This is a genomic window from Sagittula sp. MA-2 (genome assembly GCF_030126985.1).
In the GTDB taxonomy this organism is placed as follows: domain Bacteria; phylum Pseudomonadota; class Alphaproteobacteria; order Rhodobacterales; family Rhodobacteraceae; genus Sagittula.
In genome coordinates this window covers 2,010,990-2,029,255 of sequence record NZ_CP126145.1, presented here as the reverse complement: position 1 = coordinate 2,029,255, position 18,266 = coordinate 2,010,990, and the positions used below count along the sequence as shown (strand labels likewise).

The 18,266-nt window shown below is 58.4% G+C and carries 15 protein-coding genes and 1 pseudogene; 7 read left to right on the top strand and 9 right to left on the bottom strand.

Annotated features, from left to right (window positions below; genetic code table 11):
* The first annotated feature begins 3 nt into the window (after nucleotides 1–3).
* Nucleotides 4–432 (top strand): RidA family protein, encoded by a 429-nt coding sequence (locus QNI11_RS10045; RefSeq protein ID WP_283983298.1) that lies wholly within the window; start codon nucleotides 4–6, stop codon nucleotides 430–432.
* A gap of 4 nt (nucleotides 433–436) precedes the next feature.
* A complete protein-coding gene (locus QNI11_RS10040; RefSeq protein WP_283983297.1) occupies nucleotides 437–1,111 on the top strand; it encodes a DUF1028 domain-containing protein in 675 nt (224 codons plus the stop codon).
* Nucleotides 1,112–1,147: 36 nt separating this feature from the next.
* Here the strand turns inward: QNI11_RS10040 and QNI11_RS10035 are convergent, their stop codons facing one another.
* The 4 genes from QNI11_RS10035 to QNI11_RS10020 all read right to left on the bottom strand — a co-directional run bounded on the left by QNI11_RS10035 (nucleotide 1,148) and on the right by QNI11_RS10020 (nucleotide 5,017).
* A complete protein-coding gene (locus QNI11_RS10035) occupies nucleotides 1,148–2,317 on the bottom strand; it encodes an acetylornithine deacetylase (protein ID WP_283983296.1) in 1,170 nt (389 codons plus the stop codon).
* 220 nt (nucleotides 2,318–2,537) lie between these two features.
* The gene (locus QNI11_RS10030) at nucleotides 2,538–3,476 is read right to left on the bottom strand and encodes a LysR family transcriptional regulator (protein ID WP_283983295.1); all 939 of its coding nucleotides are present in this window, start codon (nucleotides 3,474–3,476) and stop codon (nucleotides 2,538–2,540) included.
* A 450-nt stretch (nucleotides 3,477–3,926) separates the two neighbouring features.
* Nucleotides 3,927–4,679, bottom strand: a complete 753-nt coding sequence (locus tag QNI11_RS10025) for a hypothetical protein (protein ID WP_283983294.1) — start codon at nucleotides 4,677–4,679, stop codon at nucleotides 3,927–3,929.
* On the bottom strand, nucleotides 4,679–5,017 hold the full coding sequence (locus QNI11_RS10020; protein WP_283983293.1) for a hypothetical protein: 339 nt from the start codon (nucleotides 5,015–5,017) through the stop codon (nucleotides 4,679–4,681). The genes QNI11_RS10025 and QNI11_RS10020 overlap by 1 nt, the downstream gene beginning before the upstream one ends.
* A gap of 318 nt (nucleotides 5,018–5,335) precedes the next feature.
* Here QNI11_RS10020 and QNI11_RS10015 point away from each other — a divergent pair, with 318 nt between their 5' ends.
* Entirely contained in the window at nucleotides 5,336–6,439 is a 1,104-nt protein-coding gene (locus tag QNI11_RS10015; RefSeq protein ID WP_283983292.1) for a MobA/MobL family protein, read from the top strand.
* 4 nt (nucleotides 6,440–6,443) lie between these two features.
* On the opposite strand, the gene QNI11_RS10010 is transcribed toward QNI11_RS10015, so the two are convergent.
* The 4 genes from QNI11_RS10010 to QNI11_RS09995 all read right to left on the bottom strand — a co-directional run bounded on the left by QNI11_RS10010 (nucleotide 6,444) and on the right by QNI11_RS09995 (nucleotide 10,580).
* Nucleotides 6,444–8,060 (bottom strand): phage/plasmid primase, P4 family, encoded by a 1,617-nt coding sequence (locus QNI11_RS10010; protein WP_283983291.1) that lies wholly within the window; start codon nucleotides 8,058–8,060, stop codon nucleotides 6,444–6,446.
* 51 nt (nucleotides 8,061–8,111) lie between these two features.
* A complete protein-coding gene (locus QNI11_RS10005; protein WP_283983290.1) occupies nucleotides 8,112–8,414 on the bottom strand; it encodes a hypothetical protein in 303 nt (100 codons plus the stop codon).
* A gap of 322 nt (nucleotides 8,415–8,736) precedes the next feature.
* Complete coding sequence (locus tag QNI11_RS10000; RefSeq protein WP_283983289.1) at nucleotides 8,737–9,774, bottom strand: macro domain-containing protein; 1,038 nt, start codon at nucleotides 9,772–9,774, stop codon at nucleotides 8,737–8,739.
* Nucleotides 9,771–10,580 (bottom strand): DUF4433 domain-containing protein, encoded by an 810-nt coding sequence (locus QNI11_RS09995; protein WP_283983288.1) that lies wholly within the window; start codon nucleotides 10,578–10,580, stop codon nucleotides 9,771–9,773. Before QNI11_RS09995 ends, QNI11_RS10000 begins: the two co-directional genes overlap by 4 nt.
* A 355-nt stretch (nucleotides 10,581–10,935) precedes the next feature.
* Here QNI11_RS09995 and QNI11_RS09990 point away from each other — a divergent pair, with 355 nt between their 5' ends.
* The 4 genes from QNI11_RS09990 to QNI11_RS09975 all read left to right on the top strand — a co-directional run bounded on the left by QNI11_RS09990 (nucleotide 10,936) and on the right by QNI11_RS09975 (nucleotide 16,961).
* The gene (locus QNI11_RS09990) at nucleotides 10,936–11,826 is read left to right on the top strand and encodes an ArdC family protein (protein WP_283983287.1); all 891 of its coding nucleotides are present in this window, start codon (nucleotides 10,936–10,938) and stop codon (nucleotides 11,824–11,826) included.
* A 90-nt stretch (nucleotides 11,827–11,916) separates the two neighbouring features.
* Nucleotides 11,917–12,240: a hypothetical protein gene (locus tag QNI11_RS09985; RefSeq protein WP_283983286.1), complete on the top strand. Its 324-nt coding sequence runs from the start codon at nucleotides 11,917–11,919 to the stop codon at nucleotides 12,238–12,240.
* Between the two features lie 340 nt (nucleotides 12,241–12,580).
* Nucleotides 12,581–14,302, top strand: a complete 1,722-nt coding sequence (locus QNI11_RS09980) for a site-specific DNA-methyltransferase (RefSeq protein ID WP_283983285.1) — start codon at nucleotides 12,581–12,583, stop codon at nucleotides 14,300–14,302.
* 1 nt (nucleotide 14,303) lies between these two features.
* Nucleotides 14,304–16,961, top strand: a complete 2,658-nt coding sequence (locus tag QNI11_RS09975; RefSeq protein ID WP_283983284.1) for a DEAD/DEAH box helicase — start codon at nucleotides 14,304–14,306, stop codon at nucleotides 16,959–16,961.
* A 252-nt stretch (nucleotides 16,962–17,213) separates the two neighbouring features.
* Here QNI11_RS09975 and QNI11_RS27725 read toward each other — a convergent pair.
* Nucleotides 17,214–18,005 (bottom strand): annotated as a pseudogene (locus tag QNI11_RS27725) (site-specific DNA-methyltransferase); the annotation flags it as partial.
* Between the last annotated feature and the right edge of the window lie 261 nt (nucleotides 18,006–18,266).

Below are 18,266 nucleotides of genomic sequence, written 5' to 3'. Positions count from 1 at the left end.
AAGGTGGCCCATACCCGCATACGCAAGTTCAACACGCGCGACACCTACCCCGAGCAGTCGCTGGACAACGACCTCTGTCAGGCTGTTGTCACACGGGGCGGCCGGACGGTCTGGCTGCGCGGCCAGTGTCCGCAGGACCTCGACACGGCAAAGAACATCGACAGCCACGACCCGGTCGAACAGACCCACAAGGTCATGCAGAACATCCGCCAGCTGATCGAGGAGGCCGGCGGCGAGATGGCGCACCTCGTTAAGGTGGTCGTCTACATCACCGACGTGCGGCACCGCGAAGCCGTCTATCGTACGATGGGCGAATACCTGAAGGGGGTGCATCCGGTGTCCACCGGCCTCGTGGTGCAGGCGCTTGCCCGGCCCGAGTGGCTGGTCGAGATCGACGGCACCGCAGTCATTCCCGACGAGCGCGAGGGGTGAGGTCATGACCTTTTCCCTTGTGGCCCGCTGCGCCGAGACCGGCATGTTCGGCATCGTGATCTCTTCGTCCTCGCCGGCCGTGGCGGCGCGCTGTTCCTACGCCCGGACGGGCGTGGGCGCCGTGGCATCGCAGAACATCACCGACCCGACGCTCGGCCCGCTGGCGTTGGACCGCATGGCGTCGGGTGAGAGCGCGGCCGAGGCCATCGAGGCCCTGCGCCGCGACGGGTCGTTCATGGACTACCGGCAGGTTCTGGCGGTGGATGCCAGCGGCGGGACCGCGATCCATTCGGGCGCAAAGGCGCTGGGGATCTGGACGGAGGCGCAGGGGCCCGACGCGGCCTCCGGCGGCAACCTTCTTGCAAACGAAGGCGTGCCGCAGGCGATGGTGGATGCCTACGCCGCCGCAACGGGTCACATCGGCGACCGGCTGATAGCGGCCCTTCGCGCCGGTCTGGCTGCGGGTGGAGAGGCCGGCCCGGTGCATTCCGCCGGGCTGAAGATCGTCGACAAGGTGGCCTGGCCGGTGGCAGACCTGCGCTGCGACTGGACCGAGGATTGCCCGATCGAGGCCGTCGCCACCGCCTGGGAGGTCTACAAGCCGCAGCTCGACGCCTATGTCCAAAGGGCGCTCGACCCGCGCGAGGCCCCGTCCTACGGGGTTCCCGGCGACCAGTAACCGTTTGCCGTTGCCAAGCGGGGGGTCTCGGGAAGGTTATCCGGGTGTGGCCGCCGGGCTTTCCTTGCAGAAGGCCGCCGCGGCGCGCTCCAGGAACCGGCGGCATTCCGCAAGTTGCTCTGCCTCGATGAACTCGTCGGGCTGGTGGCCCTGAGCCATGTCACCGGGGCCGCACACGACCACAGGCACGCCTAGACGTTCCGCGAAAAGCCCGCCTTCCGTGCCGAAACTCAGCCAGCAGGGACGCGCGGTCTCCGGCAGGCAGGCGGTCATCCTCTGGACTGCCGGAGCCGCGGCATCGGTGGTCAGGCCGGGATAGGAAAGCAATTCCTCCACAGTCAACCCGCACCCGTCGCGAAGCGCCTCGTCCAGTTCCTGCGCCATGGTGCGGATCCGGGCGTCGAGGGCCGCGGCGTCCTCCGACGCGGGAAAGCGGGTCTCGAACAGCATGGTCGCCTCCGATGGCACCACGTTCACGGCAGTGCCGCCTGACAGGACCCCGACGTGCACACTCGAATACGGGACGGAGTAGCCGTCCTCGCGGACGCCGTCCCGCACAAGATCCTCCTGCATCCGTCGCAGATCGGCCATCAGGTCACCCAGGGCGTGCAGCGCGTTCACGGCAAGCGGCGCCTCGGCACTGTGACGCGCGATCCCGCGCGACCGGGCACGGTAGGCCGTCTTCCCCTTGTGCCCGAGGCCGATGTTCATCGAGGTCGGCTCTCCGACCAGCACCAGATCCGGGTGGATGCCGCGTTCGGCGATGGCGGCCAGCATGGGACGCACCCCGACGCAACCGACCTCCTCGTCGTAAGAGAGCGCGATCCACAAGGGCTTTGCCAGGTCCTGCACAATCTCCGGTGTTTCGATCAGGTCCATGACGCAGGCCACAAAGCCCTTCATGTCTGTGGTGCCGCGCCCATGCAGCCGTTCGCCCCGCCAGGTCAGTTCGAAAGGCGGCACCGTCCAGTCCTGGCCCTCCACCGGGACCACGTCGAGGTGCGCAGACAGCATCAGACCGCCCGGCATATCGGGTCCGAAGCGGGCGAGCAGGGCGGCCTTGTTGCCCGTCTCATCGGGAAACGTCTCGACCACGGCCCCGGCGGCCGAGAGCGCATCCACAAGCCCGTGCACCAGGTCAAGGTTGCCTGCGCTGCTGATCGTCGGATGGGAGACGAGATGTTCCAGCCAATCTATCGCTCTCAAAACCGCGCCTCCGCTATCCTGCCCCTGAGTTGCAGGGCGACCATGAATCACCTGAACCCGGCAGAGCCTTCCCGGTCGACCCTGTGGCCCATGCGCGAAGCTGTAGCGCAGGCCACGATCAAACGCAAAACGCCTGCGGAGCTCGCGTCGTATGTAAAAGCAGGGCATGGGCGCCCGTCAAACCGGTCCAAAGCCGCCGGTCTGGTGACAGACCGAGGTGTTACTGAGGCGTGAAGAGCGGCCCCTCCATCCCGGGAACGTTGTCGTCGGAGATCAGCGTTCGGCAGTGGTCACAGAAGGTCGAGACAAGCCGCGTCGGCTGTCGGCGTGCAACCTTCAGTAGCCCGATCCGCATCGGTTGCGGGTTCCCCTCGATCCGCAGGAGCGACACATCCCGTCCGTCCATCGCCCGGGTCGACCGCGGACGGACATTGGCGATCGCATAGCCGAAATCGTTGGCGGCCATGGTCCGGATGACATCGGAATGGGGAATGCGCGCAGCGATGCGAGGCGCAAGGCCTTCCCGCGCGAAGAGCCCGAGGAAATAGTCGCGAGACAAGGGCAGGTCGAGGAGGATGAGCCCGTACCGGGACAGTTCCTCGAGCGTGGTTGACGTCCGTGCCGCCAGCGGATGGCCCTGTGCCACGATGGCGTAGGGAGGCAGTTCCGCCAGAGGTTCGAAATCGAATTCGTCCGGAACCATCAGATCGTAGCCGAGCGCCACGTCCAGTTCGGCGCTTGCCAGCCTGTTCAGCAGGGCTTCCTGGTCGGCCACCTCCGGCAAGACCTGCGCACCGGGATAATGCGCCGCGAAACTCTGGGACACCTCGGGCAGGATCATCGGCGCAAGTGTGACGAGACACCCGAGCGCCAGCGTGCCGCGCACCGTCTCGCTGGCCTCCGACGCCGTCTGATACAGCCGGTTCGCCTGGTCCAGAAGCAGCTTCGCCTCCGCCAGCAATTGCCGCCCGACGGGTGTCAGAGACAGTCCCTGCGCGTGCCTGCGGAGGAATAGCTGCGCGCCCAGTTCGCTTTCCAAATGGGAGATGGCAGTGGAGATCGACGGCTGCGAGATGTTGATCCGTTCCGACGCCAGCTTGATCGAACCGGATTCGGCGGCCGCGATGAAATACTCGATCTGGCGAAAGGTGAACCTCATGGCGCCTCCGGTGGCGGAACCGCACGTCGCGAGGCGCGGTTTTGACGCACGACTGTTAGGGCCATGTGTTGTGAGTTGTCACCCGGAAACCCGACTTTCGGTGGAAGTCAGCTGGCGCCAGCTATGTGCGTTCGTTCTTCGGCACCGACGTGCTGATGGGCGGAAAGGGGCCGTATCATAGAGAAACAGTACGCCTGTATGTGAGGCAAGACGGTTGCGGCCTGTGGAACGCGTGCAACCTGATGGCTCACCCATGCGGCAGGGTTTCCCAGACCGGGCTGCCGGCTGCACAGAGCAAAGCCTCGCAGCCAAAGGTGTTAGCCTACATCTTGAAGATTTTGGCTCCGGCGGTAGGGGCCGCAGAAGCTCCGGAAAAATCCAACAAAATCAAAGGCCGACCCTCTGCGAAACAGCCTTCGGACCTGCATTGTGCCCATCGAAGCGACACAGTCAAGTGCGTAAACTTGGGCGTTTTTGCCGAGCAGAACCGCGCGAGGATTTGCCCTTTGGTATCTCGTGCGTCGAAAACCCCGCCTTCCGCATGAGGTCGCGCCCCGCATCGTCATCGGGCTTGTGGCCCTGTGCTGCAATGAACACGCGGGCCGCGTGGTGGGCCAATACACCGTAGAAGGCATTCACCGACGCGCTGGCAGGGTCGAGCGCGTACGGACATTCGTCAGTTTTCCAGATGAGCCGGATTTCATCAGCCCAAAGACTCCTGATATCAACAAGGCGGCGGGCCGCCTTCCACCACCACGAGACCATTCCTTTCAGCGTCGGGCGGCGTCGATATTCGGCTTGGTGCCATTTCAGCAGATAGGCAGCGGCCCCGATGGCTTGATCGTCCGGGGCGTGTGGTTTGGCGATGATCTCGACCGCGCGTCGCACGGCTTCGGGGAGTTCGGCCACGGCTGCCCCCCTCTTGCGCGGATCAAGCGAGGGTAAGGGTGCACGGCTGGGAGACGCCACGCGGATATTTTGCGCGGCGGGCGCATCAGGTCCAAGTGTTTTGACCTGTGCGGCTTGCAGGCCTTCAACCTCAGCAAGATGCGCGTCGAAGGCTTCGGGCGACATCCAGAACGGGTCATCTACGGGCAAACCAAGCGCCACAAGTTCGCGGGCCGACAAAGAGCGCGGTAGTTCGTTTGTGGCGTTGTGCGCAGGTTTGGAAATTGCGTCATCATCCCAAGGAAATTTTTCCATCACTGTGATCCTCCCGAATTGAGACTGGCACATTGCGCCTCCAATCTTGCGGTGGCCTCCTGAAACGGGGCGGCGTAATCGTCTTCCAACCGCTCCGCGAGGAGACGCGCATCACGCAGGGCGATGCCTTTTTGATTGGCGAGGAATTGGAAGAAGCCCACGGCTTTGTCCTTTGGCAATCCCTCCCGTTCAATGTTCCGCGCAGCGAGCAGGATGAGACCGCCAAGGATGACCTTCTTGCGGCTTTCTGCCTTGCGTTCCTGTTCCTTGAACGCCCGTTCTTTTTCGTGTGCCAGTCGCATAGCCTTCTCGACTTGGGCTTGTGTGATCCGTGCCATCGACCCCTCCTGTGTTGGTGTTTTTCAGGACATAGGAAACAAGGTGGGGTGATCCCAAATCTTGGCGCGCGGAATTGTCTGTGCAGTGCGCACAGGGGAAAATTTTGACCGGGGGAAGTGAGGCGCGCGAGGGAAGAACCTGAAAGGCGCAATTACGCAAACTCTGTTTGCAGCGTCGGGCCTGATCGCCACCGCCTGCGGCGGGCGTGCCCGAAATCGCCCTCTGTTTCCAACGGATACATCGCGCTTTTTCAGATTGCTACCGCTTGGACCTATCTCGGATTTGACCCTTCGGATTTCGAGACAGGGAGGCAGGTCATGACAACAGGAACAACCCAGATCGCGAGCAAAGCGGTCCATTACAAGACCCAACCGATTGCGCGGCGCAAGGACCAAAGCGCGGTATATTATGCGGCCTATATCACCGGCGAACCCCTGTACGATGTGCGCCGGGACAAGACCTTCTGGCGCAAGGATGGCCAAGGCGATGTGCTCCACTGGGAAGTCGTCGGCCCGGACGGATCACGGGACTGGACCCTTGCGGAACTGTGGAACGGGGCCGAGGGCGCTGCGAAGAAAATCAACGAACGGCCCGGACGCCAGACGGTGATCGCGCTGCCCCATGAATTGTGCGAGGGCGGACACGAGGCGGCGCAGCGTGTCGCGCGGGGCCATTGCCTGTGGCTTCGGGATCAATACGGCATCGCCAGCACATGGGCACTGCACGCGCCTAACCCCGAGGCCTATGGCGAAGGCGCAAAGAACTGGCACATCCACATTGTCGAGACAGATCGGAGGATGACTGCCAGCGGATCAGGCCGCCCGGTATTCGGCGCGAAGGTGCGCGAGCTGACCGACGCCAAGCAGGGCAAGGTTGAAATCGAACGGCGGCGCAAGGATTGGGAAAAGCGCGTGAATGCGGAACTTGTTCGCGTCGGAGCCGCCACCCGCGTCAATCTGGGTCGGAAACCGCAGGGCAACGGCCCGGACTACATCCCCGGCGTTCATCGCGGCCCAAAGGTCAATGCGATGCTGCGCAAACACCAAGCGGCCACACGAGCGGCCATGATCTCGGGCCGGGCTTTGCCTCCGACACCGAAACGCGTGGCATCCTACCTTGCCTATGCCGCCGCCCGGAAGACCGCCAATGCCGCACACCGGGCAATCTGGCAGGCCACAGGGAGGGCCGTTTCGCAAATCGCCACGGCCTCTGTCCAGTTCAGCGAACCAACGTCCCCGCCGAACACAGGCAAGAACCGTGCGGAGCCGGGCCAGTCCAAGGACACGGCAACACCTATCGCGCCGCCCAGCGATGTGACACAGGATGAAGAACAGGCCCACAAACGCGACGCAAGGGACTGGGAGCGCTTTTGGGAGCAGGAAGCCCGCAAAGCGCTCTCGCAGCGACAACGAGGTCGGTGATGTGTCACACGACGCGCAGGTGTTCAGCTCGGTCCTTATTTTCGAGTTCAATCAGGCCGCGCGTGCCGTCTAAATAGGCCTTGCCGGTTTCGTTCAAGCCCGCCCCACGGCGATGGATGCGCCGCTTGGATAAATCCGCATCTTTGACAATGCCCATACCATTCAGGCGGCGGCCAAATTTGGCCCACGGGAGCTTTTCGCCCTCATTGACCTCGGCAAAGCGTTCGTATGCCCGAAAGAGATCACTCGCTGGTTCGACCTTGTCCGGGCTGATATCGAGGCACATGGAAACGAAGTCCGACAGCGGGTTAAAATCGCCCTTTTTGGCGTTGCGGACGGCATACAGATGCCCCGGCACATTCAACCCGCCTTGGGCATAGGCCACCGCGCCTTCGACGCACCAGCGGAAAATGCCTTCCAACTCTTCCAACAACCGAGCCTTCAATTTTGGGTCTTTGACCTTTCCGCCTTCGGGGCATTCATGGGCGTCGTGAAACTTTGCAAGGAAGGGGATGATGATCGTGCGGCGGTAAACCCCGGCGTCCTGGCTCTGGATAAGCGGCATGTAATTTGTCGCATACCAAAGCGTCGCCTTCGAGTAAAAATCGAAATATTCCTGCCGTAGGAAGCGCGCCTTGATCACGTCGTCCCCAGTCAGGCGCTTGAACTCGCGTTCATCCATCACATCGTTGCGGTCGAACTCTCCGCCGATGCCAAGGCGTTTGCCCGACAAGGCCGCAACATCGCTGTTGATGCCGGATTTCCGCGAGGCCTGCGTGATCAGTCCCTTGTCCACGCCGGTCTGGTATTGCCCGAAGACCGCAGCCATGATCGCGAGAAACAGGCTTTTGCCGTTGCTCCCGTTCATCTTGTCGTTCGTTTCATCGCCTGTGAGAAAAAAAGCAACCTGTTCTTCCTGATGCGCGAACATCGAATACCCGACAGCGCGTTGGAGAAACCCGGCGAGCGTGCCATCACCGCAGGTGATATCGGTGATGAACGCGTCCCATGCTGGGCACGGTGCCTTCGGGTCGTAGTCCACCGGCCCCATCCCGGTCAGCATATCAGCGGGCGAGAACTGTGCGAGCTGGCCAGTGGTCAGATCAAGCGTGCCGTTCTGGGCGTTCCACAGATGAGGTTGCCGGTCGAACACATCGAGCGAAACCATAACCGCTGGCTTCATCACATCCAACGAACCGTTGATCGCCGAGGCACGGCCCGAACTTGCGGCCCATTGCAGTCTATATGGGACTTGCTTCTTTTTGAGGAACTTACATTCCTCCTTTATGGCGCGGGCAATCTCTCCGGCCATTCCCTTGGCGCGTTCGTTTCCTGAATACCGGTCCCAGCAGTAACCATCGAAGACGACCCAGCCAGCGCCTATCGCGAAGGCCGTTCGGGTGCCGTATTTGGCCAGAAAGCGATCAGAGTTGCCCAAATGTGTAAGGTCGAAGCCTGCGCCTGCACGGGCCAGTATCGCGTTGGTCGCAGGGCGGACCTTGCGCGGGGTGTCGTGCTCAATGACAGCGCATTGTTCCTTAGTTAGCTTCTTGGTTTCAATTTTTTCGGCTTTTGCCAGCGCCTTCTTGACGCGTTCGTATTGCTTGCTTTGATGCTCCATAATTGTTTCCTTTCAAATGGTAGGTTTGGCTCCGCTATGGTTCGGATCGGGTTATTTGATGGGTTCGAGGATGATGGTTCCATTGTCGTCAACCCACCGGATGATGGCTTTGCTTTCGACATGTGATCGGGCCAACGGCGGCAAGGGCGTGTCCACTGCGATCATCCGCTTGTCGTTTCCGGGCGCACGCAACACACAGACCTCTTTGTCCATGAAGCGCCGTCCGAGGGTGGCGCGGGTTAAGGCGCTTCGGTCGCGATAGGAAAGGCCGGGATTCCGAGCGCGCAGCACGCGCGCAATGATCTCAGGTGTTGTTCCGATGTAGTCTGGTTTGGGGATGTGAATGTGTCTCATGGCGTACTCTTCTCCTGTTGCGATCAGGAGCTGGGTACAAACGGAGAACAATCCAAAATATTTTTCCTGTGCCCGGTCAGAAAAATCTTGGGCGGAACGGTTGCGACGGTTTTGAGGCGCCCTGCGTTATAGTAAGTCTATGAATTTAAGTTATATTTTGATAAAGCGCTTTGATCGCGCGATAGTTCGTCGCCTTGCGCCCAAGCTCCCAAAGACCATAGGGCCAAAACTGTTTTGGCCTCTGTTTCCATACAGAGAAATAAAAACAGGCCTCAACTGTCGCGGAGGAGCAAGAGTATTCTTCGGCAAAGAGTAGTTTGAGTTAATTTAGCAGGCCATCTTCTTTCAGACGGTCGTAGGCAGCGCGGATCGCGTCATCGCTGAACTTGTTCCGCTTTGCTTCACTCCATCCCTGCATCTCTTGAATGATCTTTTCCACTGGGAAATGACCTTCGTGATGAGCAAGCAAATGAACCGAGGACAAAAGCTCTAACCCGTATGGACTTTCGTACCCCTGAACGAGCTTGCTCAACCGATCAATTACATCGTCGGCTTTCCGGTCAGTGGTGTTCAAATACTCATTGGCCACTGCACATCCGCTGGGCGTCACGTGCGATTGACGCTCGCCGCTCAGGAAGCCGTCGATCATCCCGTGACGCTCCATAGAGACATAGGCCAACTTCAAGGTTTCGGAATAGGGACCGTGCAGATTGCGGGCAAATTTCAGTTTGAAGTCCACGCCCAAAGCTTGCAGAAAGTATGCGATTTTTTGCAGCGAAATTCTGTCGAAAGACCCATCAAAAAAGCGTTCGAGATCATTTAGTGCTTTGAGCAGAATGGCGCGCGGGAACGTCATCGTCAGACCCGAATGCACGTGTTCAGGCGCGTCAGCGGCGTGCTTGGGCGCGAACAAAACGATGTCAACGTCATCGAGATTCGATAACTTCGCTTCGATTAGCGGCCTAACATCCGCCCAGTCGAGCCCACCGTTTCCGCACCCCAAGGGTGGGATCGCGATGGACGTTATCTCGTGCTCTCGGATGGTCTCAACCAACGCATCGAGACCGTCCTCAATGTACTTCATCTTCGACTTTGAGCGCCAGTGGGCCTTCGTTGGGAAGTTGATCAGGTAGCGCGGACCTTCCGAGGTGAACAGCTCCTTGGTGTCGAAAACGAACATTTTTCCGGGCTGCAAGCCTTTGGCATCGCACAAAGATTTGTAGGCCCGGAAGTTCGCGGGCCATCTGTTCTTGAACTCCAAGGCGACGCCTTTTCCCATGACGCCTACACAATTGACGGTGTTAACCAGAGCCTCAACAGGCTCGGCAAACATATCTCCTTTTTTGGTTCGTATCGTCATCCGTAGAAGCACCCACGCTTTGTCAGGATCGGGATGTCCCAAGCCGAAGCAGCCATCATCCCTCCCAAGGTAGCTCGCATCGCGTCTGTTTTCACCACGATACACATGATTTTGTCCAATGGTACAGCGTCTTGAACCAAAAATTCGGCCATGCGCTTGGCGCTACGCGTCATTCGTTCTGGCGGTGTTGCCATGTTGTGGTACCACTTGCAAACGCCCGAGTAGCCGATGTCGGGTATGGCCGCAACCATTGGTGCTTCATCGAAGACGTTCCAGTGGACGTGATCTTCTAGCTTCGTGAGGTCGGTTTCAATCGTTGGCATCGGTGCTCTTGAATTCAATGCATAGTCGCTGAAACAAGTGAACAATCCGGTACCTACGAACGCTTGTGGTGAGCTGACCAAGAAGATCCGATCATCTTCGCAAGCTTTGCGAAGTTCCAGTCCCTCAGGGGAGACCAATGGCACATTCTTCATGTAAATAGTGTAAGTGAACGATGTGATGGGGCTGAAATAGAACGGCACAAAGTCGTTGACCACGCAGCCGTTCGGCATCTCAAATTCGTCCGTACCACGACGATCGACAATATCCTTATACGAGGTCTGGTGGCAGCTCTGTGGAGCCAAGTGGTTTTTCGCCCTGATTTCACCATCCGCCAAGAATGTTGGCAGGTCCTCAAAATGAACTTGGCGAAAAACAAACCGGTTCGGCACGGCTGGACCTTTCATTGTCGAGTTATGACAACCAGTTGATCCTGTTTGGGCAAAGCCTTCAACCAAGAAAAGAATTTCCGTGGGCTGCTGCACTCAGACAGTGCAGCGCCACGCACGGCAAGCAAACCACCAAAAGTCAGGGTGAGGGCGCGGCCCTCCCCCTCGGGCAAGCATTGAAAAGCGGTCTCCCCAACAACGGTCACGGCTGACGCCGCGCTGCGTTGCCGGGTGATACCCCTCCGCTTTTCAAAACTTGCCTCGCCCCCTCCCGCGTTCGCCACGTGGCAGATTTGCAGGAACAGGCGCCTGCGGCGTCAGTCCTGAAATCAGCACTGATTTTCGGAACAGAAACCGACCGATCAACACCAATCACCCGACGGTCAGAAATCTTCTTCCGGGATCTGAAATCGAACGCACATCGTCCGTGCTTTCAACAACGGAGACGATTATGACAAAGCAGAAATTCAGCATTCAACAAGAAATCACCGATCAGATCATTGCTGCCATCGAGGCCGGTTGCGCACCGTGGCGCAAGCCTTGGACCGGCGGCGCAGGGGGCGCAGGTCTGCCCCTGCGGCACAATGGCGAGCCTTATCGCGGGATCAATGTTCTGGTGTTGTGGTCCATCGCGGCAAGCAAGGGCTACACGGCCGCGCGCTGGATGACCTTCAAGCAAGCGAAAGACCTTGGCGGGGCCGTGCGTAAGGGCGAGAAGTCATCGCAGGTGGTTTACTACACCACGACCGAGATCGAAGACGACGCCAACGAGGGCGAAACCAAAGTCATTCCCTTCGCGAAATCCTACCGCGTGTTCAATGCCGATCAGATCGACGGCTTGCCGGAAGAGTTCTACACCAAGCCCAACCCGGCGCGGGATTTGGGCACCGAGCGCGACCCCGAGCTGGACGCCTTCTTTGCCGCCACCGGCGCGGATATCCGGCACAGCGACCAGCCGCGCGCGTTCTACAATATCGGCGGCGACTTCATCCATATACCCGAGGCGAACACCTTCCATGAGGCCAATGGGTACTACGCCACCTTGGCCCATGAGCTGATACATTGGACCGGCGCGGACAAACGGCTGGACCGGTTCAAGCGACACAGCGACCGCAAGGCCTATGCCTTCGAAGAGCTGGTGGCTGAAATCGGAAATTGCCTGATTTGTGCGACCCTTGGCCTGACCCCGGATTTTGAGCAGAGCGGGGCATATATCGAAGGCTGGATGAAAGCGATGAAGGAAGACAATCGCGCCATCTTCCGTGCAGCAAGCGAAGCGCAAAAGGCCTTGGACTTTGTCCAGGGCCTGACCGAGGCAAGCCAAAAGGTGGCCGCTGAATAAGCGGCCCCAACCTTACTGTTTTTGATGTTTTTTCTTCCGCGATTTTTGGCCGAACCCAAATTCATTTTAGAACAACTACGGAGTTAAAACATGTTCTCACAAATCGATGAAATAACCTACATCATTGTCCGCCATCGCGAAAACGGCAAGCAACGGATTATCCGGCGCGGTTTGACTTATGAAGAGGCGCGGGCGTATTTTGAAGACCGCAAAACAAGTGGCGAAGGCTGGTATGACGCTTACCGAGAGGTCATCACAAAGTATGAGATTGTGCGCATACGGCACGGCGGCAAGAGAAGAGTTGTGAAACGCAACCTGACTTTGGAGCAGGCGCAAGCGCATTGCGATGACCCCAATACGGCGGGCGAAGACTGGGGTGACTGGTACCGCACGCAAATCTACCGACTCCGCTGATCGCACTCAATCGACAAGAAACGCCCCCGACCGAAAGGCCGGGGGCGTTTTGCTTACGGAGCCAGCGTCGGGCGGGGGTGGCGTTTGTCTTGATCCTTCAAGAGGGGATTGCTTACTAAGCCGCCTACGCGGCGGTGTACTTGTTGGCCTTGCTGCCCGACAGATTGAAGATTGGTTCAAACGCCCCCAGACCCAAGAAATTTCTCAACTTTTTTGCCCGTGGCCACCGCGCGCGGGGCTGCCCCAGGGCACGGGATGGTTGCGCGCCGGGCTGGCCTGTCTAGAATGACCAAAAATCAACAACCTGCCCGAATCCGAGGCAGCGCGAGCGGGACAGATCATGCCGACTTTGAACTGGATAGGAAAAGACGCCGTCGAACATCACCATGCGGAGGTGCCGTATCGGCTGGTGCATTGTGATGGCGATCTGTCCGCAGGCAACCCGGACGCGGGCAACCTTCTGGTGCAGGGCGACAACTTAGAGGCACTGAAAGCCCTGTTACCCTATTACGGCGGACAGGTGAAATGCATCTATATCGACCCGCCGTATAACACCGGGAACGAAGGCTGGGTCTATAACGACAATGTCGCCTCACCTGAGATCAAGGCTTGGTTGGGCAAGGTAGTCGGCAAGGAAGCCGAAGACCTATCCCGCCACGACAAGTGGCTTTGCATGATGTATCCGCGCTTGCGGTTGCTTCGGGAATTTTTGCGTGAAGACGGCGTCATTTTCGTAAGTATCGACGACAATGAACTCACGCACCTAACCAGTTTGATGTATGAGGTTTTTGGCAAATCCAATTGGCTTGGCACAATATGCTGGAAAAACGCAACAGATAACAACCCAAGCCGCATTGTGATTGAGCATGAGTATATCGTCTGTTTCGCCAAAGCCAAAGACAAGGTAACGCCGCACTGGAAGAGTCCTGCATCGCCAATTCGTGAGTTTATTCAAGAGAAGGCCAAGCATCTGGTTGATGAGCTTCCGGGCATTGAGAACAATCAAGAGCGGCAAAAAAAATATCGAGAGTGGTTCAAGGAGCAGAAGCCGTATCTTTGGCCGTTTCAAGAATATGATGAAATAGACGAACGAAGTGTGTTCACCGGAAGCCGGTCAGTCCACAACCCCGGAAAAGAAGGTTACGTCTATGATATTTTACACCCAAAGACTGGAAAGCCGACCAAGAAGCCATTGATGGGATATCGCTTTCCCGAGGAAACAAGGGATAGGCTCTTAGAGGAAAAGCGATTCATTTTTGGTGCTGATGAAGACAAGATTGTGGAGTTAAAGGTCTACATTGAAGAGTGGAAGAGTAAGCTTTCCAGCCTTTACGACCTCGACGGTCGCCGTGGTTCAAATGAGATCAAGGACATTCTCTTTGAGAAGAAGCGGCCCTTTTCGACACCTCCCAAGCCGATTGAACTTTTGTCTGACCTAATCAGCTTTGTCACAACTGGCGACGATATTGTTCTGGACTCGTTTGCGGGTTCTGGCTCAACAGGTCATGCTGTGTTGGACCTCAACAAATCCGACGAACAGCAACGGCGATTTATTTTGGTCGAAATGGATGAAGGTATTGCATCGCAGATTACCGCCGAGCGGTTGCGGCGTGTCGCTGGCGGCTACAACAAGAAAGGCGACCCGTCCAAACCCGTCGAGGGGCTGGGCGGCGGGTTCCGTTATTGCCGCCTTGGTGTGCCGCTTTTCAACGAGTTTGGCGATATCGACACCGCCGTCAGCTTTCCCGATCTGGCCGCACATATCTTCTTTGCCGAAACCGGCGTGCCGATCCCGTCCAAGGCGACAGGCATCAGCCCTTACCTTGGCAAGCATGGCGGCAAGGCGGTCTATCTGCTTTTCGCCCCCGGCCAAGAGGGCATGCCGCGCGAGGCCATGGGCAATGTGCTGACCCCCGATGCGCTTGCCAATCTGCCCGCGCCGCCCGAAGGGTTCGAGGGCAGCCGCGTTGTTTATGCCGAAGGCTGCACCGTATCGCCCGACCGGCTGAAATCCGAGGGCGTGGTGTTCAAGCAGATCCCTTATCAGGTCGAGGGCGTGTGACATGGCCGCGACCAATTTCGAGCTGAAAGAATATCAACGTATCTCGCTTGATCGGCTGACCTCTTACCTGCGCGACACCGCCGAACAGGGGGCCGATCTGGCGTTTTACAAGGCGACCAAGTTCCCGTTCCGCAATGCGCCCGCTGTGGCCCAAGGCACGCCCTATGTCTGCTTGCGTGTGCCCACCGGCGGCGGCAAGACCTTGCTGGCCGCGCATTCCATCGGCATTGCCGCGCGCGAATTGCTGACAGTGGCCAACCCCATGGTGCTTTGGCTGGTGCCGTCCACCGCCATCCTTGACCAGACGATTGAAGCCTTGAAGACCGAGGGCCACCCGTATCGCGCCGCGCTTGCCCGCGACTTCAACCGCAATTTCACGGTGATGACCAAGACCGAGGCCTTGGCCATGTCCCGCGCCGACGCGACCGGCGGGGCGGTGGTGATCGTGACCACCATTCAATCCTTCCGGCGCGAAGACGACAGCGGCAAGGAAAACCCCGAGGGCTTGAAGGTTTACGAAGACGCGGGCGCATTGATGGATCACTTCGCCAGCCTGACCGAAGAGCAAAAAGCGCCGCTTGATCTGGTAGAGGGCACAAGCCGCCCGGTGGCGTCATTGGCCAATCTTTTGCGCCTGCACCGGCCCATGGTGATCGTGGATGAGGCGCATAACAGCCGCAGCGATCTGTCCTTCCGCACGCTGGCGCGGTTCAGCCCGTCGCTGATCTTGGAACTGACCGCCACGCCGCAGACCGAGCACAAGCCCGAGCGGGGCCAGCACGCGTCCAACATCCTCTATGCCGTTTCCGCCGCCGAGCTGAAAGCGGAAGAGATGATCAAGATGCCCATCCGTCTGACAACGGACGGGGAATGGGCCAAGACCGTGGGCGCGGCGCTGGATTGTCAGCGAATGCTGGAAGACGCCGCCAAGGCCGAAGAGGCCGAGACCGGCGAGTATATCCGCCCGATCATCCTGTTTCAGGCGCAAAGCGCGTCAAAGACAGACCCGACGCGGCTGACATGGGAGACCATCGAGAAGCATTTGATGGAGGACCAGCGCATCCCGAAGGAACAGATCGCTGTTCACACGGGGCCGCGCAAAGACCTTGACGGGATTGACGATATCCGCGCCCCGAAATGCCCGGTGCGCTACATCATCACCGTGTCGAAGCTGAAAGAAGGCTGGGATTGTCCCTTTGCCTATGTGCTATGTTCGGTGGCCGATCAGGTTTCGCCCGTGGCGGTGGAGCAAATCCTGGGCCGCATTCTGCGCATGCCGCAGGCCAAGCGCAAACGGCGGGACGCGCTGAACCAATCCTATGCCTATATCGTGTCGCGCAGCTTTGACACGACGGCGCAACAGCTCAAAACCGGCCTTGTGGAAGGGGCCGGGTTCAATCGGTTGGAGGCCGACGATATCGTCGCGCCACAGCAAAATTTGGGGTTCTCGGAAGAGGCGGACACCTATCAGCACCAGTCCGACCCCTTGCCGGAAGAGACCGCGCAACCCGAGACGATCATCGCGGCCATCGCCAAACTGCCGCCTTCGGTGAAAACGCGGGTTTCGTTCGACGCCGATACACGGACATTGTCCTACACCGGGCCAATGACCCGCGAGAGCCGGAATCTGCTACACCTCGGGCTGGCTTCGGTCCCGCAGGTGGGTAAGGCCATCGACCGGCTTTATGCGAAGACGAACAACTTCCAGACTAGCGCCGCCGACGACGAGGACAAGCCGCCGTTCATTGTGCCGATGCTGGGGTTCCGCAAACAGGGCGAGCTGCAACTGTTTTCACAGGAGCATTTTCTTGACCTGCCGTGGCGGCTGGATACCTGCGATGTGAGCGACATCAAGAACCGGTTCCGCCCCTCTGATACGAGCCGAACCGGTACGATAAATGTCAGTGATAAGGGCAAGGTCGAAATCAACTTCATCAACCAGCTACAAGGCCAGCTTGCGGGCGTTGTTCGTGAGCCGACTTGGACCTTGCCGCGCCTCGCCAACTGGCTGGACAGCGGCATCGTCCATCCCGATATCCCCAAGCCAAGCGCGGTAGTATTCATATCCAAGGCCATAGAAGAATTGGTGGCCTCTGGGATTGCGCTGGATGTGCTGGCCCGCAACAAATATGACCTTCGGAAAGCGCTTGCGCAGTTCATCAAAGACCTTCGTGGCGAGCGTGAAACAAGCCAGTACAGCGCCCTTTTTGCCGCCAACGCTGAGGACTTTCAGACGAGCGCGGACCTGTCCATCATCTTCGACGAGCAGAGCCACGCGCCGAACCGGCCCTACTCCGGTGCGACCAAGTTCAACAAGCATTACTTCTCGCTGATTGGCGCGTTTGACAGCGACGACGAACGGGACTGTGCGCTGCACATCGACCGGCACGACAAGGTTCGATACTGGGTGCGCAATATTGACCGGAAGCGCTCGTCCTTCTGGCTGCAATTGCCCCACGGGAAATTCTACCCCGACTTCATCGCAATGCTGACCGATGGCCGCATTCTTGTTGTGGAATACAAGGGGGAGCATCTTTACGAAGGGGAGGCGGTTAAACGGCAGATTGGTGCCGTGTGGGCTGACGCCAGCAATGGACACTGTCTTTTTTGTATGCCGACGGCGCGAGACTTTGCGCTTATTGACCATATCCTTGATTGAATTGACGGCATTGACAAAAAGGGTGGAGGCGCTCGCCAAAAGCTTTTGAATTGCGCGCGTGACCCGGATTGGGCGACGCAATGGCACGAGCATGCCCAAGTCAGTCGTCGCCTCAATCCAAGGCGTCGTGTGTGATGCAGGATTGGAGAAAGACTTTTCCGTCTTCTTAATTTTCTTCCGCTGTGCTGCGTAAAGCGGAAACTTTGGCATTGGATTGTTAAGGGCGTATTCGACCCGCAGCTTGGCAACCTCGAAATACGATTTGTCGCGCTCAATTCCGATGAAATTGAAGCCAGCCCAAGCCGCCGCCATTCCGGTTGCGCCTGTTCCCATAAATGCGTCCATCACGGTACCTCCCTTCGGTGTTACGAGCTTCAACAAATGGTACATTAGCTGCACGGGCTTGACGCAGGGGCCGTGGTTCTTACGGCTCGTCGTGCCGTGGAGCGAACGGCCACTTTCGTCGCGTTTGTTCACCCGCTTTGCTTGCAGGTGTTCAACGCCGAGGTTTCTCTCCGTCGGGCTTGGCTTTCGGTAGTCAAAGGTTGACTTTGTCATCTTTACGCCGGGAACGGTGTTTTTGACCCGAAGCCCGGAGTTTCCGTGCTTTTTGCGGTGCGCCTTATAAGTCTTTTCCAGCAGCGGCTTCATAAACAAGCCGATTGGTTCGATTCCGGGTTTCACGCGGGCGTGGTGTAGGTCATCAATCTTTTGGCACGCTGGTGTCCCGTTGTTATAGGTCCAGCCCATCCCAGATATGAGCGTGAAGCCGATATCTTCGAGCTGGCAGATTGTTCGGTGAAACCTGCGGTGGTCTCCAAAAACCACAAGATATCCACCCGGCTTCAAGACCCGAAACGACTCTTCCCAAATCGGAAGAAGGTTTAGGTTTTTGTCCCAGTAGTGGTCCAGCACTTCCTCGTATGGCGGATCGTACACTTGGGCGTCGACCGAGTTCGAATCGATTGATTTTAGTGTATCAAGGCAGTCTGCATTGATCAGCGCGGACAGTGTTTTAGCGTTGGTATCGAAAAGGTCTTTCATGGCAATTTCCATCAGTTGGTGTTGATGGAGTGGACATGAACGGATACTTTGTTTCGGCAATGCTGGTTTGGGATCTGAGCAGAAGAAAGTTTTCAATCAGACTGTAAGGCATTGAAACAAAATAAAAGAAAAGTATTGACCTTCGGTTTTCTCGAGATTCAGGGCCTCGATTGCGTCATGACTTTGGCGCGATTCTTAGGTAATGCGGCAATAAATCGAGCATATTGCGGCGAAGTTTTGATTTGGCGCGCCTGTGGATTG